Below are 16509 nucleotides of genomic sequence, written 5' to 3' on the forward strand. Positions count from 1 at the left end.
TCTGTTAGCATCGGAATTATTTCTATCTCTCTTCTCGACATCTGCGTGAATCAGCGTCAATCCCTTCTCATCTGCGGTGAAGAAGTTCTCTTTTTTTTACCGCAGATACAGGCAGATCAACACAGATTAACGCAGATGAATTAGATGGATTCCGGTTGCCTCATCTGTGATTGTTGACTGTTAACTGAATTTTACTATGCCGATGCTACCGGAAAAGGGATAAAATCCTCACCAAACCAAAAACTATGACAAATACAGAAACAAAGAATCTCAATTCCCAAAAGTTAGGATTGGTTAGGCGCAAAGCCGTCAGCCTGTCCTCAGAGGAATTAGTCAAAACCGCCTACCTCCAGCCGGAAAACCTTCTACCTCTAGTTGTTGGGCCAACAGTAGAAAAATTAAATCTTGCGGGTTGGGCACAGAACAATCGCTCATCAATTGAAACGCAGTTATTGAAGCATGGAGGAATACTTTTTCGAGGCTTTGAAGTCGGCGGGGTGAATGGTTTCGAGCAGTTTATTCAAACTCTTGCTGGCGAGTTGTTGGAATATTCTTTTCGCTCAACTCCGCGCAGTCAGGTGAGCGGAAATATCTACACTTCTACTGAGTATCCTGCCGAGCAATTCATCCCACTGCACAATGAAATGGCTTATTCTCGAAATTGGCCGCTGAAAATCGCTTTTTTCTGCGTCAAGAAAGCCGAACAGGGAGGAGAAACTCCGATCGCTAACAGCCGCAAAGTGTTTGAAAGCCTGGATTCAAAGATTAGAGAAAAGTTTGCCCAAAAAAAGGTTATGTATGTGCGAAATTACGGCGGTGGCGTAGATTTGTCCTGGCAAAATGTCTTTAATACTGATAGCAAAATTGAGGTAGAAGAGTATTGCAAAAAAGCGGGAATTGAGCTAGAATGGAAAAGTGGCGATCGCTTGAGAACTAGGCAAATATGTCAAGCCGTTGCCCAGCACCCAAAAACGCAGGAAATGGTGTGGTTTAATCAAGCTCACCTCTTCCACATTTCCAATCTCGAACCCGCCGTTCGCAAAGAGCTTTTAACTTCTTTTAAACAGGAAGATTTACCCCGCAATGCTTATTACGGCGATGGTTCGCCCATTGAAGATTTTACATTAGACGAAATTCGTCGCTGCTACCAGCAAGAAACGATTGTTTTCCCTTGGGAAGAAGGAGATGTTTTGCTGTTAGATAATATGCTAGCCGCGCACGGACGCACGCCATTTTCGGGTTCGCGTCGGGTTGTTGTCGGTATGGCAGAAGGGTTTAGCTGTCAAGATATGTAGGCTTATTAAAGGAATTTTAGAAATGCAAAACGAAACAATCGAAGGGTTTAGACTTTCTCCACAACAACGACACCTGTGGAGGTTACAGCAAAATAATCCTAAACAGATCTATCGGGTTCGAGGTGGAATTTTAATTTCAGGAAACCTTAATAAAAAGATTCTGAAAAAGGCGCTGCAAAATGTCGTAAACCGGCACGAAATCCTGCGGACTAGCTTTCACTGCTTGTCTGGGATGACACTACCCCTGCAAGCGATCGCCAGCACTGGTCAAGTTCCTATCTCGGAACACAATCTCAGCGGTTTGTCTCCAGAAGAACAAGAAGCTAAAATCGCAGCGCTTTTTCAGCAACTAAACCTGCTTCCTTTTGATTTTGAGCGCGGCACACTATGGCACATCTCTTTAGTCACTCTGGCGCAAGACAAGCACCTATTGCTTGCGAACTTCTCTGCCTTAATTGCAGATAGCGTCACCCTGAAAAATTTTACCCGCGAACTCAGTCTTTCCTACTCAGCCTGCGCGTGCGGGGAAGAGTTCTCTGATGAGTCAATGCAATATGCCGATATTGCTGAGTGGCAAAATGAGTTACTCGAATCAGAAGAAACGGCGATCGGCCAAGAATACTGGCGAAAGCTGAACATTGAATCTTGGGATTTATTAACGCTTCCTTGGGAAAAGAAGAATGGAGAAGCGGAATTTAAGCCGCTAGTAGAAAGGGTGGAAATTCGGGGTGATTTGTTGAACAGCCTGGAAGCGATCGCCCAAAAACACCAAAGCGATATTTCTGCCTTCCTGCTGACTTGCTGGCAAATTCTCATTTGGCGGCTTACCAGAGAGCAAAACGCGATAATCGGCGTAGCCATTGACGGCAGAAAATATGAAGAATTAGAACACTCTCTGGGGCTGCTGTGCAAATACTTACCCCTACAGTGGCAAGTGCAAGACGAGTTAAATTTCTCACAAGCGAGGCAGCAAGTTGAGCTTAATCTCAACGAGATGTCCAACTGGCAAGAATATTTTAGCTGGGAAGAAATCCTAGGAAACGAAAAAAGCAGCAGTTTTTGGCCCGTCTGCTTTGAGTTCCAAGCAGAGCCTAAGAACTATGGTAATTCAGACGTTTCATTGTCCATTGTTCGGCAAGATGCGTGCCTAGAACCATTCAAAATCAAGCTCTCCTGCCTCCGCCTGTGCAATTCCCTAAGCGCTGAATTTCACTATGATTCCGCTTTATTTGCTGCGGCAGATATAAAGCGCTTGTCAGAACACTTTCAGGCGCTCTTAGAAAGCATAGTCAAAAATCCAGAAGTCGCTATCAGTCAGGTAGACATACTGAGCGATCGCGATCGGCTGCAACTTCTCATTGACTTTAACAAAACTCAAAAAGATTACCCGACAAATAAATGCGTTCATCAGCTTTTTGAAGAACAAGCAGAACGCAATCCAGACAGCATTGCCGTCGTCTTTGAAAGTGAACAAATCACCTACCGAGAACTCAACGATCGCGCCAATCAACTCGCCCATCACCTGCAAAACTTGGGAGTTGAACCAGATGTCGTTGTTGGCATTTGCGTCGATCGCTCCTTAGAAACAATCGTAGGAATGCTGGGCGTACTCAAAGCCGGTGGCGCCTATTTACCCATCGATCCAACGACACCAATAGAGCGCAAAGCGCTAATGCTAGAAGACTCTCAGGTGAAGGTTTTGCTCGTACAAAAGCGGCTCATCGAAAGCTTGCCGAAAACTCAGGCAAATATTGTTTACATTGATACAGACATTCCCACTGTTTCTGCGTCTTACACGCCTCGCGCCTCTTCTGACAATTTAGCTTACGTCATCTATACTTCCGGTTCCACTGGCACGCCCAAGGGAGTCGCGATCGAACACCAGCAACTGCTCAATTACCTGTACGCTATTCAGGAAAGGTTAAACCTGCCATCAGGTGCCAATTTTGCCACCGTTTCCACCTTCGCCGCCGACTTAGGAAACACAGCAATTTTCCCCGCCCTTTGTTTCGGCGGTTGCCTGCATATAGTATCCCAAGAACGCGCAACCGATCCAGAAGCGCTGAGTGAATATTTCGGCCGCAATCCCATCGACTGCCTCAAAATAGTTCCCTCTCACCTAGCCGCCCTTTTAAATTCCTCTCAACCCAAGTCAATTTTGCCTGGTAAACGGCTTATTTTAGGAGGTGAATCTGCCAACTGGAGCTTAATTAAAACACTTCGCAATCTTGCTCCCAGTTGCTCAGTATTCAATCACTACGGCCCAACTGAAACAACTGTAGGTGTCCTGACTTATCAAGTGGAATTTGATAAAACTGGGTGCGATTTTGACACTGTTCCACTCGGTCATCCGATCGCCAATACTCAGATTTATATCTTGGATTCTTACTTGCAGCCGGTGCCGATAGGCGTACCGGGTGAACTGTACATCGGCGGTGATAATTTGGCGCGCGGATATCTTAACCGCCCTGAATTAACCGCAGAAAAATTTATTCCCAATCCCTTTGACACGCAAGCAAAGACGCGACTGTACAAAACCGGCGACTTGGCTCGCTATTTGCCAGACGGAAACATCGAATTTATCGGGCGAATTGACGACCAAGTAAAAATTCGCGGTTTCCGCATTGAATTGGGAGAAATTGAGGCGGTGCTGGGGCAACATCCAGATATCGCGCAGGCTGTAGTTGTGGCGCCAGAAGACGAGATGGCCCAAAAGCGCCTCGTGGCTTATTTGATTTCCGAGCAGAAACAACCACCTACCCACAAGGAAATTCGCAATTTCTTAACCTCAAAATTGCCGGAGTACATGGTGCCTTCTGCTTTTGTGATACTCAAAAGTTTTCCTTTAACTTCTAACGGAAAAGTAGACCGACGAGCGCTGCCCGCACCTGACGAAATGCGACCGGATTTGACAGCAAACTTTGTCGCGCCTCGCACAAATATCGAGGAAGTTTTAGCCGCTATCTGGGCTGAAGTTCTCAAAATTGAAAAAGTCGGCATTTACGACAACTTTTTTGAATTAGGAGGGCATTCCTTATTAGCAACTCAAGTAATTTCCAGAGTGCGCCAAGCATTTCAGGTCGAATTGCCTTTGCACCGTTTATTTGAGTCTGCCACAGTCGCCGATTTTGCAGTAGCGATCGCGCAAAAGCAAGCCGAACAAACAGACAGTGAAATGCTCGCTCAAGTTTTAGCAGACCTCGATCAACTGTCAGAAACCGAAATACAGGAAATTCTCGCCCAACAAGGAGTCAATCGATTTTAGATTTTAGATTTTAGATTTTAGATTGACCCCACGGATAAATGCGGGGGCTTGAGGATTTGAGATTTGAGATTTGGGATTGATTCCACGCATAAATCCGGGGCATTGTACCACCTTTGAAATTCGCTTGTCAGAAAATGAGTGATTTAATCGAACGCATCGCGGCTCTTTCTCCCCAAAAGCGCGAGTTGCTGTTGCAGCGACTCAACCAGAAAAAAGAAAGCGTTTCGCTAGAAAAAATTCTGCCTCAAAGTCGAGAGTCTAACACTTTTCCTCTGTCGTTTGCTCAACAGCGATTGTGGTTTTTTGAGCAACTAAATCCCGGCAACTTTACCTATCACATCCCCGCCGCCGTGCGTTTGACGGGAACACTTGACGCGAGAGCCCTCGATCGCAGTCTCAACGAACTTGTCAAGCGTCATGAAGTTTTGCGAACGGCTTTTAAGACAATAAACGGCCAACCCGTTCAGGCGATCGCTTCCAATCTGGAATTGAAAATTGTAGAAATAGATTTGCGATCGCTTCCTGAAACTGAACGATCGCGCGAAGTAGAACGGTTAATCTTCGCAGAAGCAAAGCTTGCTTTCGATCTCTCACAAGCACCCTTATTGCGTGCCAAATTGCTGCAATTGAGCGATTCAAACTGGGTGCTGCTATTGAGTACGCACCACATCATTTCCGATGCCTGGTCAATGGGAATATTTATTCACGAACTCGCCACCTTTTATCAAGCCTTTTCCACTGGCAAACCTTCTCCCCTTCCCGAACTGTCGGTACAGTACGCAGACTTTGCAAGTTGGCAGCGCCAGTGGTTGCAGGGAGAAGTTTTAGAGACGCAGCTTGCTTACTGGAAAAAACAGCTAGGAGGCAATCTCCCGGTACTAAATTTGCCAACCGATCGCCCGCGATCGGCAGTACAAACCTTCCGAGGTGCGGTGCATAAATTCACCATTCCCAAGGCAATAGCAGAGGAAATCGCCCTATTAAGCCAGCGGGAAAAAGCTACTTTATTTATGACCCTACTGGCAGCGTTTAAAACGTTGCTCTATCGCTACACCGGGCAAGAAGATATTTTAGTCGGCTCCCCCATTGCTAACCGCAACCGACGCGAAATCGAGGAATTAATTGGCTTATTTGCTAACACCTTACTTTTCCGCACCAATCTATCGAGCAACCCGACTTTTAAAGAGTTACTGAGTCGCGTGCGAGAAGTAGCTCTCGGCGCGTATAACCACCAGGATCTGCCCTTCGAGAAACTGGTAGAAATCATCCATCACGAACGAGATTTAAGTCATAATCCGCTATTTCAGGTATTGTTTTCTCTGCGAAATGTTCGGACGCCGCAGATAAAATTGCCAGGAGTGACGTTGAGCAGTTTGGAAATAGAACGAAAAACGGCGAGATTTGATTTAGCGCTTGACCTGGAGGAAGGATTAGAGGGTATTAATGCAACGCTTGAGTATAGCGAAGATTTGTTTGACGCTAGCACTGCACGGCGGATAGCCGGACATTTTATAACCTTACTAGAAAGTATAGCTGCTAATCCCGAACAGCGCATTTCAAGTTTGCCAATGTTGACGAAACCTGAACAGCAGCAACTGCTGTTTGAGTGGAACAATACTCAATCGGAAACTCCGACAAATCAGTGCGTACACGAATTATTTGAAGCGCAGGCAGAGCGGACGCCGGATGCGATCGCTGTCGTCTTTCAAAATGAATATCTGACTTACCGGGAACTGAACAAAAAAGCAAATAACCTCGCAAGTTACTTGCAAAAAATCGGTGTCAACCCAGAAGTTTTGGTGGGAATTTATGTCGATCGCTCCTTAGACATGGTGGTAGGGCTTCTCGGCATTCTCAAAGCCGGTGGCGCTTATGTTCCCCTCGATCCAGCGTATCCACCAGAGCGCCTGGGATTCATGCTGGAAGACGCGAAAATTTCCGTGTTACTCACTCAGAAAAAGCTATTAGAAACCCTGCCAAAAAATAGCGCCTCCCTCGTGTTTCTGGATGGAGATGAGGAAGGCATATCGAGCTGCGACGAGCCAGTCGTGGGTTTACAAAATTCCTCCCATTTAGCCTATGTCATCTATACTTCAGGCTCAACAGGTAAACCCAAGGGAGTGCAAATTTCCCACGCATCTGCCGTTAACTTCTTGAGTTCTATGCGCCAACAACTCGCGATCGCAGACCGAGATATTTGGCTAGCAGTAACATCCTTATCTTTTGACATTGCAGCGCTGGAACTGTTCCTGCCTATTACAACAGGTTCTCGCGTTGTTGTAGCCAGCCGAGAAGTGGCATCTAACGGCGAAAAGCTTTTAGAAACATTAACAAATTCTGGCGCAAGCATTATGCAAGCTACTCCAGCCAGTTGGAAAATGCTTTTAGCAGCAGGATGGCAGGAAAACAATCAATTAAAAATACTGTGCGGGGGAGAAGCTTTACCCCGACACCTCGCCAATCAGTTGCTTTTGCGCGGCGCTTCTGTGTGGAATTTATACGGCCCTACAGAAACCACGATCTGGTCAACTCTCTATCAGGTCGATCGCAAAGATGAATCAGTTTCCATCGGTCGCCCGATCGCTAACACTCAAATTTTCATATTAGACCGCTATTTAATGCCGGTTCCCGTTGGCGTATTTGGCGAACTGCACATCGGCGGTGCAGGCTTATCTAGAGGCTACCTAAACCGACCGGAACTGACGGCAGAAAAGTTTATTCCTAACCCTTTTGTAGAAGACCAAAGTCATGCTTCATTCATTCTTAATTCTTCATCGTTTATTCTTTCAGAACGCCTCTATAAAACCGGAGACTTGGCTCGCTATCTCCCAGATGGAAACATTGAATTTATGGGGCGCAGCGACCACCAAGTGAAAGTTCGCGGATTTCGCATCGAATTAGGCGAAATTGAAGCGGTACTCAGCCAATACCCAGCCGTGCGAGAAGCGATCGCACTCGTTCGAGAGGACAATCCGGGCGACAAGCGTTTAGTAGCTTATATCGTTCCTAACTCAGAACTCAAAACTCAAGACTCAGAACTTATTAATGATTTGCGCTGTTACCTGAAACAAAAACTGCCGCAGTACATGATGCCGTCAGCGTTTGTGCTGCTGGAAGCAATGCCTTTAACGCCTAACGGAAAGATCGATCGGCGATCGCTAAGAGCACCTGACACAAACACAGCCGAATTCGAGAGCAATTTTACCGAGCCTCGAACTCCCGACGAGCAATTAATTGCAGAAATTTGGGCGGAAGTTCTCGGTTTAGAGCGAGTGGGAATTCACGATAACTTCTTTGAATTGGGAGGTCATTCATTGCTGGCTACTCAGGCGATTTCTCGCCTGCGAGAAGCTTTTCAAGTTGAACTGCCCTTGCGCTCTCTTTTTGAATCCCCTACCGTCGCCACTGTTACCGAAAGCCTCTTGCAATATCGCGCCTCGCAAAAACTGAAAGCACCCCCCATCAAGCGTGCCTCAAGGCAGGGAGAATTGCCCCTTTCTTTTGCACAACAACGACTGTGGTTTCTCGACCAATTGCAGCCGGGGAATCCTGCCTATAATATCCCAGCAGCCGTGCGCTTGAAGGGGGCGCTCAATGTAGCCGTTCTAGAGCAAACTTTTCAGGAGATTATCAAGCGACACGAAGCATTGCGGACAACTTTTAATTCGGTGGAAGGACGACCCGCTCAGGTTATTATTTCATCTTTTAAATTCACATTGCCGATCGTAAACTTAAGAGAGTTATCGCAAGCTGAACGAGAAGCCGAGGCAATGCGACTCGCCGCTGAAGAAGCGCGACAGCCTTTTGACCTCACAAAATGGCCGTTACTGCGCGTCACATTGTTACATCTTGACGAGACAGAATACCTGCTATTACTGACAGTACACCACATCGTAGCTGATGGCTGGTCGATGGGGGTACTTGTGCGGGAAGTGGCGGCGCTTTATGAAGCTTTTTGCAGTGGCAAACCTTCTCCCCTACCCGAACTTTCTGTACAGTACGCAGACTATGCTGTTTGGCAAATAAACTGGCTGCAAGGCGAAGTTCTGGAAGCAAAACTCGCTGACTGGAAGCAGCAATTAGGTCAAATTTTGCCCCCGCTGCAATTGCCAGCAAAACAACCGCGTTCTGCTGTTTCTAGCGATCGAGCTGAGATTCAAAACTTCCAGCTTGATTGCCAACTTTCAGAAGCCCTAAACGCACTTAGTCGGCAACAAAATGTCACCTTGTTTATGACCTTGTTGGCAGCACTTCAAACGCTGCTTTATCGCTACACAAATCAAGAAGATATTGTCGTCGGTACTGACCTGGCAAACCGCACACAAGTTGAGACAGAAGCTTTAATTGGTTTCTTTGTCAATATCCTCGTCTTGCGAACCGATATGCGCGGCAATCCTACATTTCGCCAATTGCTCGATCGCGTGCGCGAGGTGACATTAAAAGCTTACACTCACCAAGATTTGCCCTTCTACAAACTGGTAGAAGAACTGCGGCCCGATCGCACCCTGAGTCAAACACCGCTCTTTCAAGTTTTATTCGTCATGCAAAATGCGCCTATGCCGACTTTAGAAATGGCGGGTTTAACTTTAATCCCGCTTGCAAGTGATAGCGGTACGGCTAAATTTGATTTGGCGCTATTTGTCTCGGAAACAGAGAGAGGAATTGTCGGCAGTTGGAAGTATAATTCCGACCTATTTGACAAAGAGACGATCGCTCAAATGTCAAATCGCTTTGAAACCCTCCTCGGCAGCATTGTAGCGCAGCCTGATAGTCGTTTGAACACTTTAGAAATTCTCACAGAAGCCCAGAAACAGAAACAAGCCATGCAAGAATTAAAGCGTGAAAAAAGCAATTTTAGTAAGTTCAAAAGCGTCAAGCCGAAGCCAGTGGCTTTGCCGCAAGGCGAATTGATAAAAACCCAGTACCTGCACCCCGACGAACCCTTTCCTTTAGTGGCAAAACCCGCAGTAGCCGATGTCGATCTCGCAGACTGGGCGAAAAATAACCGCGAATTTATAGAGGCAAAATTGCTACAGCATGGAGGGATTCTTTTTCGAGGGTTCATCGGCCCTGTGGTTTCCGCATTCGAGCAGTTTGCTCTCTCAATGTGTTCGGAATTATTTGGCGAGTACGGGGATTTGCCACGCGAAGGAGTTAGCGGAAAAGTTTACGGTTCAACTCCTTACCCAGCAGATAAAGCTATCTTATTTCACAGCGAGAGTTCGCACCTGCACCGCTGGCCGATGAAAATCTGGTTTTTCTGCGTTCAGCCAGCGCAACAAGGCGGAGAAACGCCGATTGTTGACTGCCGTAAAATTTACCAGTTGCTAGACCCGAAACTCAGAGAAAAATTTGCCCAAAAGCAAATTATGTACGTTCGTAACTACACAGACGGACTGGATGTAAGCTGGAAAGATTTTTTCCAAACAGAAGACAAATCCGTGGTTGAGGAATACTGCAGACAAGCTGGGATGGAATTTGAGTGGAAAGCAGGAAATAATTTGAGAACTAGCAAAATTCGCCCCGCAATTGCCAAGCACCCAAAAACCAAAGAAATGGTATTTTTCAATCAACTTCCCTTGCACCACATTTCCTGCTTAGATGCGGCAACCCGCGCTTCCTTGCTCTCTGTTTTTGGAGAAGAGAACCTCCCCCGCAATGTCTATTACGGTGACGGCACTCCTATTGAAGACTCAGTAATGGAAGAAATTCAGGCAGTGTACGCGCAAGCTGCTGTTAGTTTTCCCTGGCAAGCAGGAGACATCTTAATGCTAGATAATATGCTGGCCGCTCACAGTCGCAATCCATTTATCGGTTCGCGAAAAATTGTTGTAGCGATGGGCGAAATGATTCCTGAATCAGGAATTTAATTCCCTCTCATATCATGTCCGGTCGATTAGCCTGATTCCTGTAGGGGCGGGTTCACCAACAATATCTGCCAATAATTGACAATCTCAAAAACCCGCCCGGCCGGGATATTATGGTCAATCGATCAGACATGATATCATCTCTTCCCGGCAAAGGTAACGACAATAAAGTAGTGCTTTGATAAAGAGGAACAATGCAAACAATTAATGGATTTCGGCTTTCACCCCAGCAAAAATATCTGTGGCTTTTGCAGCAAGACAGCGCTGCTTATCGCATTCAATCCGCTATTTTGATGGAGGGAATTCTTCAAACCGATCGCCTAAAGAAAGCTTTAGAAAAAGTTAGCGATCGCCACGAAATTATCCGCACAAGCTTTCAGCGAAAGGTCGGGCTAAAAATTCCTATACAAGTTATCTCCGAACATAGCTCTGTTTCGTGGAACTGGGTTAACTTGAGTGAAGTAAATCCCCAGGAGCAAGAAGCCAAAATTGAAGAGATTTTTCAGCAAGAAAAGAGCGCTTTCTTCAACTTCGATCGCAATCCGGCTTGGCACTTGTCTTTAATTACACTTTCATCACAGAGGCATATTTTACTGGTTAGTTTGCCCGCACTGTGCGCCGATAGTCGCACAGTAAAAAATCTGGTTCAAGAAATCAGCCAGTGCTATGCCGCCTGCCTTAACGGCGAAGAAATTACCGATGAAATTGTGCAATACATTCAATTTTCCGAATGGCAAAATGAATTGCTCGAAGATGAGGAAGCGGCGGAGGGCAAAGAATACTGGACTGGGCATAATTTTTCAGCGCTAGCGAGTTTAAGGTTGCCGTTTGAAAATAGATTAATTAACGCGCCAGCTCAATTTACTCCCCAAGCTTTTGAGGTCAAATTAGAGTTAGCTTTGCTGGTTCAAGTGGAAGCGATCGCCCGCCAGTACAACGCCTCACTTTCTACATTCTTGCTCGCTTGCTGGAAAATTTTACTCTGGCGGCTGATTGGCCAATCAGAGAGCGCTGTTGGCGTGGCATTCGACGGTCGAAAATACGAAGAACTAGAGCCAGCGCTGGGGCTGTTTGCCAAATTTTTACCGCTGCGGAGCCAACTAACAGAAAACTTTTCCTTCGCGGAAACCTTGCAGCAAATTCAGCAGGAAGAACGCGAAGCATACAAGTATCAAGAATACTTCTCCCACGAATATCTAGGTAACTCTTCCGGCTTTCCATTTGGTTTCGAGTTTGAGGAACAACTCGAAAAGCATTCGGCTAGTGGCGTATTTTTTTCGATTTACAAGCAGTATGCGTGCTGCGATCGCTTCAAAGTTAAACTCTCTTGCCACCGCCAAAAAGACTCGCTCGCCGCTGAGTTTCACTACGATCCTATCTTCCTTGCAGACAAAAGTATCCGGTGCTTGGCAGAGCAATTTTACGCCTTAGTGCAAAGTGTAGCCAGCAACCCACAAACCGCAATCGGCAAGCTCGAAATGCTGAGCGATCGCGCCCGAAATGAATTATTAGTAGAATTCAACAGCACAAAAGCAGATTACCCGCTCGATAAGTGCGTGCATCAGCTATTTGAAGAACAAGCAGAGCGATCGCCCAACAGTATAGCTGCTGTTTGTGAAAATCAGCAAATTACCTACAGCGAACTCAACGCCCGCGCTAACAAAATCGCCCATTACCTGCAACAATTAGGTGTCAAGCCAGAGGTGATTGTTGGCCTTTGCGTCGATCGCTCTTTAGAGGCGATCGCTGGAATTCTAGGCATCCTCAAAGCAGGTGGCGCGTACCTACCGCTCGATTCAGCCATGCCCAAAGAGCGTCTAGCATTGATGTTGCAAAATGCTCAGACTCCAGTGCTGTTAACGCAACAGCATCTCATCAAAAATTTACCTGAAACTCAGGCACATATCGTCTGCTTAGATACAGACATTCCCTCTTTTTCTCCTACTACTTTCGTCTCTGCTTCTCCTGAAAATTTAGCTTACATTATCTATACCTCCGGTTCCACCGGCACCCCCAAAGGAGTCGCCATTGAACACCGACAACTGCTCAATTACCTGCACGGAATTCAGGAAAAATTAAACCTGCCATCAGGTGCAAATTATGCCACCGTTTCTACCTTCGCAGCCGACTTGGGAAACACCGTTATTTTTCCGGCTTTGTGTTCGGGTGGATGCCTGCACATCATCTCTCAAGAACGCGCCACAGATCCTCAAGCAATTGCGGCTTATTTTCAGCAACATTCTATCGATTGTCTGAAAATTGTTCCCTCTCACTTAAAAGCTTTGTTGAGCGCTTCTAACGCCTCGCAAATCTTACCGAAAAAGCGATTAATTCTCGGCGGTGAGCCTTTGATGTGGAATTTAATTGAAACAATTCAGAAATACAATCCCGACTGCTCGATATTCAACCATTACGGGCCGACAGAAACAACTGTAGGCGTGCTGACTTATCAGGTACGAATGCAGGGCGATCGCATTTCCCAGACAGTTCCTTTAGGTCGCCCGCTACCCAACACGCAGATTTATTTGCTCGATTCGCACTTGCAGCCGGTTCCTGTAGGGGTAGCGGGTGAATTATATATTGCGGGTGCGGGATTGGCTCGTGGCTATCTAAACCAACCAGAACTCACCGCAGAAAAATTTATTTGCAATTCATTCACTCAGGAACCGGAAACTCGACTTTACAAAACTGGCGACTTAGCTCGCTATTTGCCAGACGGAAATATAGAATTTATCGGGCGAATTGACGACCAAGTAAAGCTGCGAGGTTTCCGCATTGAATTAGGGGAAGTTGAGGCGGGGCTGTCTCATCATCCCTCTGTACGCGAGGCAGCCGTTTTACTTCAGGAAAATGAACCGGGAAATCAGCGTTTAGTCGCCTATATCGTTTCTCACTCAAAACTCAGCGTTCAGGACTCACAACTGATTGAGAGCCTGCGTTCATTCCTCAAAGAAAAGCTACCCGAATACATGATACCTTCTGCTTTTGTGGTTCTGAAAGCGCTGCCACTGACTCCCAATGGCAAAATAGATCGTCAAGCGCTTCCTGCACCGTCCATAGCAGCCAATTTTACAGATACGTTTGTAGGCCCTCGCACTCCCGGTGAGGAGATTCTTGCCGGAATTTGGAGCCAGCTTCTCAACCTTAAAAAGGTAGGAATTCACGACAATTTCTTTGACTTGGGGGGACACTCATTACTGATTACTCAGTTGTTAGCTAAAGTGCGAGAATCTTTTCAGGTGGAATTGCCTTTGCGCGTTTTGTTTGAAGCTCCTACGGTAGCTGGTTTAGCTGAAAAAATCGAAATGCAGCAAGGGGGCAACACAGCGGGCGATCGCACTGCAAGTTTCGATATTAACGCTGAAGTTGTTTTAGACCCGGCAATTCGCCCTGCAACTCCATGGAGGGAGCCAAAAACTGAACCAGCTTGCATTCTGTTAACAGGGGCGACGGGCTTTTTGGGAGCCTTTTTACTCCGCGACCTCTTGCAACAAACTCAAGCAGAAATTTATTGCCTAGTCCGTTCTGCCGATGCAGAATCAGCTAAAAAGCGGATTCAAAGCAGCCTCGAATCCTATTTAATTTGGGATGAAAGCAGCAGCGATCGCATTATCCCAATTGCTGGAGATTTGTCTCAACCACTTTTGGGGCTTTCCGAGGAGCAGTTCGGAGTTTTAGCCAGTAAAATTGATGTCATTTACCACAATGGCGCGTTTGTCAAGTTTACTTATCCCTACTCGGTTCTCAAACCGGCTAACGTTTTGGGGACGCAGGAAGTTCTGAGATTGGCGAGTCAAAGTAAGCTAAAACCAGTCCATTTAATTTCTACTATTTCCGTTTTTTCGGCAATGGGAGAATCTGGGATTAAGCACGTGCGAGAGGAGGACGAACTCACTCCGGGAGAGGGTCTCAAAGGCGCTTATACTCAGACTAAATGGGTGGCAGAAAAGTTAGTAGAGGTCGCGCGCGATCGTGGAATTCCTGTTAGCATTTACAGGCCCGGTCGCATTTCTGGGGACAGCAAAACAGGGGCTTGCAATCCCAGCGATTTACTATACAGGTTAATCGCTGGTTGCGTGCAACTTGGATGTGCACCCGATGACGATAAGCTGATGAATGTAGCGCCTGTTGACTATGTGAGCGGAGCGATCGTTCATCTTTCGAGCCAAAAAGAATTGCTCGGAAAGACGTTTCATTTAGTCAACCCTCAGTCCTTTCAAATGAGTGAATTGCTGGGCTGGATTTGCTCAATGGGTTATCCAATCAAACGAGTTTCTTCTGAGACTTGGCAAGCAGAAATAATCAATCGCGCTGGAAATTCTCCCGATCATGCTTTGTACCCGCTTGTCGGTCTTTTTTCCGAAAAAGTTTCTGATGCAGACATGGCTAAATCTGCGACGCTGCAATTTGATTGCCAGAATGCGTTGAAGGGACTTTCTGGAACGGACATTATCTGCCCGCAAGCGGATGCGAGTTTGTTTCGGACTTATTTTTCCTATCTTGTCGATTCTGGCTTGATAGGTAGCCGCAATTAAAACCTGTAAGGGCGCAAAGCATTGCGCCCCTACCTAGCTCAATCTCTGGAGAATTCAAAATGAACGAACAATTGCAGCAAAGACACATGAAATCGCTGATAGAGCGCTACACCGATCGCACAAAGACCTCTAAGAATTTCGCGCAAAAATACCGTCCGGTTCTCGCTGACAATCGGGCTTCTGATGGGTTTCGCTTTCCCGTCAAGGAAATGTTTTATCCCCTTGTCGCCTCGCGATCGCTTGGCTCTAAAATGTGGGATGTTGATGGCAACGAATACATCGATATCACAATGGGATTTGGCATCAATCTTTTCGGTCATAATCCGCCCTTTATTAAAGAAGCCCTATTAGAGCAACTCGATCGCGGTGTACAAATTGGTGCTCAAGCAGACCTTGCCGGAGAAGTTGCGGAATTAATCTGCGAATTAACGGGAATGGAGCGCGTCGCTTTTTCTAATACCGGCACCGAAGCAGTGATGGCAGCTTTACGATTAGCTAGAGCGGCAACTAAACGCAATAAAATTGCTTTGTTTTCTGGTTCTTATCACGGTCATTTTGACGGAACTCTCGCAGTTGTAAAAAAAATAAATGGCGATTTACGCACCATTCCAAAAGCGCCAGGAATTCCCGCTAATTTTGTTGAAGATATTTTAGTTTTGGATTACGGAAGCCCTGATTCCCTGGAAATTATCAAAGCTCACCAGCACGAATTAGCGGCGGTTCTCGTGGAGCCGGTGCAAAGCCGCCGTCTCGATTTGCAACCTAAAGAATTTCTCCAGCAACTCAGGCAATTAACAAAAGAATCAGAAATTGCGCTGATTTTTGATGAAATGGTTACTGGTTTCCGAATTCATCAAGGTGGCGCGCAGGCGTGGTTTGGCATTGAGGCAGATATTGCAACTTACGGTAAAATTGTCGGAGGCGGTATGCCCATTGGAGTTATCGCTGGAAAAGCTGCTTATATGGATAAAATTGACGGCGGTTTGTGGAACTACGGCGATGATTCCTACCCCCAGGTAAAAACAACAATTTTTGCCGGCACTTTTTGCAAGCACCCACTTGCTCTGGCCGCTGCGCGTTCCGTACTGCGCTATCTTAAAAGTCAAGGCCCCGCCCTTCAGCAGCAGTTGAATCAGCGAACTTCGCAGCTAGTTGAAACCCTGAATGCTTATTTCAAAGAAAATGAAGTCTCTGTCTGGCTTGTAAATTTCGGATCGCAATTTCGCGCTGCTGCATCCGTTGAGATAGATCCGCTACTTTTTCACTTACTCGAAAAGCGTATTTTCATATCGGAAGGTCGTAGCTGCTTTCTCTCTACCGCCCACACTCATGAAGACACAGAGTGCATTATTCAGGCGGTTAAAGAGAGCATTCAAGAAATGCGCGAAGGAGGTTTTTTCCCGACTCAACAATAAACTTGGTTTGTGATCTCGCGCATTTTTAACGGAATCAGATTTAACTCACCTCCGAACCTCAATTTTCAGGAATGGAGAACAGGGTGCTCATTAGGGACAGAAATTATTGAATATTTCTACTTACCATTGTCT

At 46.3% G+C, this 16509-nt stretch carries 5 protein-coding genes; all 5 read left to right on the plus strand.

Annotated elements, in window-relative coordinates; translation table 11 throughout:
* The first annotated feature begins 245 nt into the window (after positions 1-245).
* Positions 246-1295, plus strand: a complete 1050-nt coding sequence (locus QUB26_RS11255; protein ID WP_333318001.1) for a TauD/TfdA family dioxygenase — start codon at positions 246-248, stop codon at positions 1293-1295.
* Positions 1296-1317: 22 nt separating this feature from the next.
* The gene (locus QUB26_RS11260) at positions 1318-4560 is read left to right on the plus strand and encodes an amino acid adenylation domain-containing protein (RefSeq protein ID WP_333318003.1); all 3243 of its coding nucleotides are present in this window, start codon (positions 1318-1320) and stop codon (positions 4558-4560) included.
* Between the two features lie 134 nt (positions 4561-4694).
* Positions 4695-10430 carry an amino acid adenylation domain-containing protein gene (locus QUB26_RS11265; RefSeq protein WP_333318005.1) on the plus strand — a complete coding sequence of 1912 codons (5736 nt, stop codon included), beginning with the start codon at positions 4695-4697 and terminating at the stop codon, positions 10428-10430.
* Between the two features lie 191 nt (positions 10431-10621).
* Positions 10622-14962, plus strand: coding sequence for an amino acid adenylation domain-containing protein (locus QUB26_RS11270; RefSeq protein ID WP_333239083.1), 4341 nt, complete (start codon positions 10622-10624; stop codon positions 14960-14962).
* Between the two features lie 59 nt (positions 14963-15021).
* On the plus strand, positions 15022-16377 hold the full coding sequence (locus QUB26_RS11275; protein ID WP_333318007.1) for an aspartate aminotransferase family protein: 1356 nt from the start codon (positions 15022-15024) through the stop codon (positions 16375-16377).
* Positions 16378-16509: the final 132 nt, after the last annotated feature.

This window comes from Microcoleus sp. B4-C1 (assembly GCF_036705285.1).
In the GTDB taxonomy this organism is placed as follows: Bacteria; Cyanobacteriota; Cyanobacteriia; order Cyanobacteriales; family Microcoleaceae; genus Microcoleus.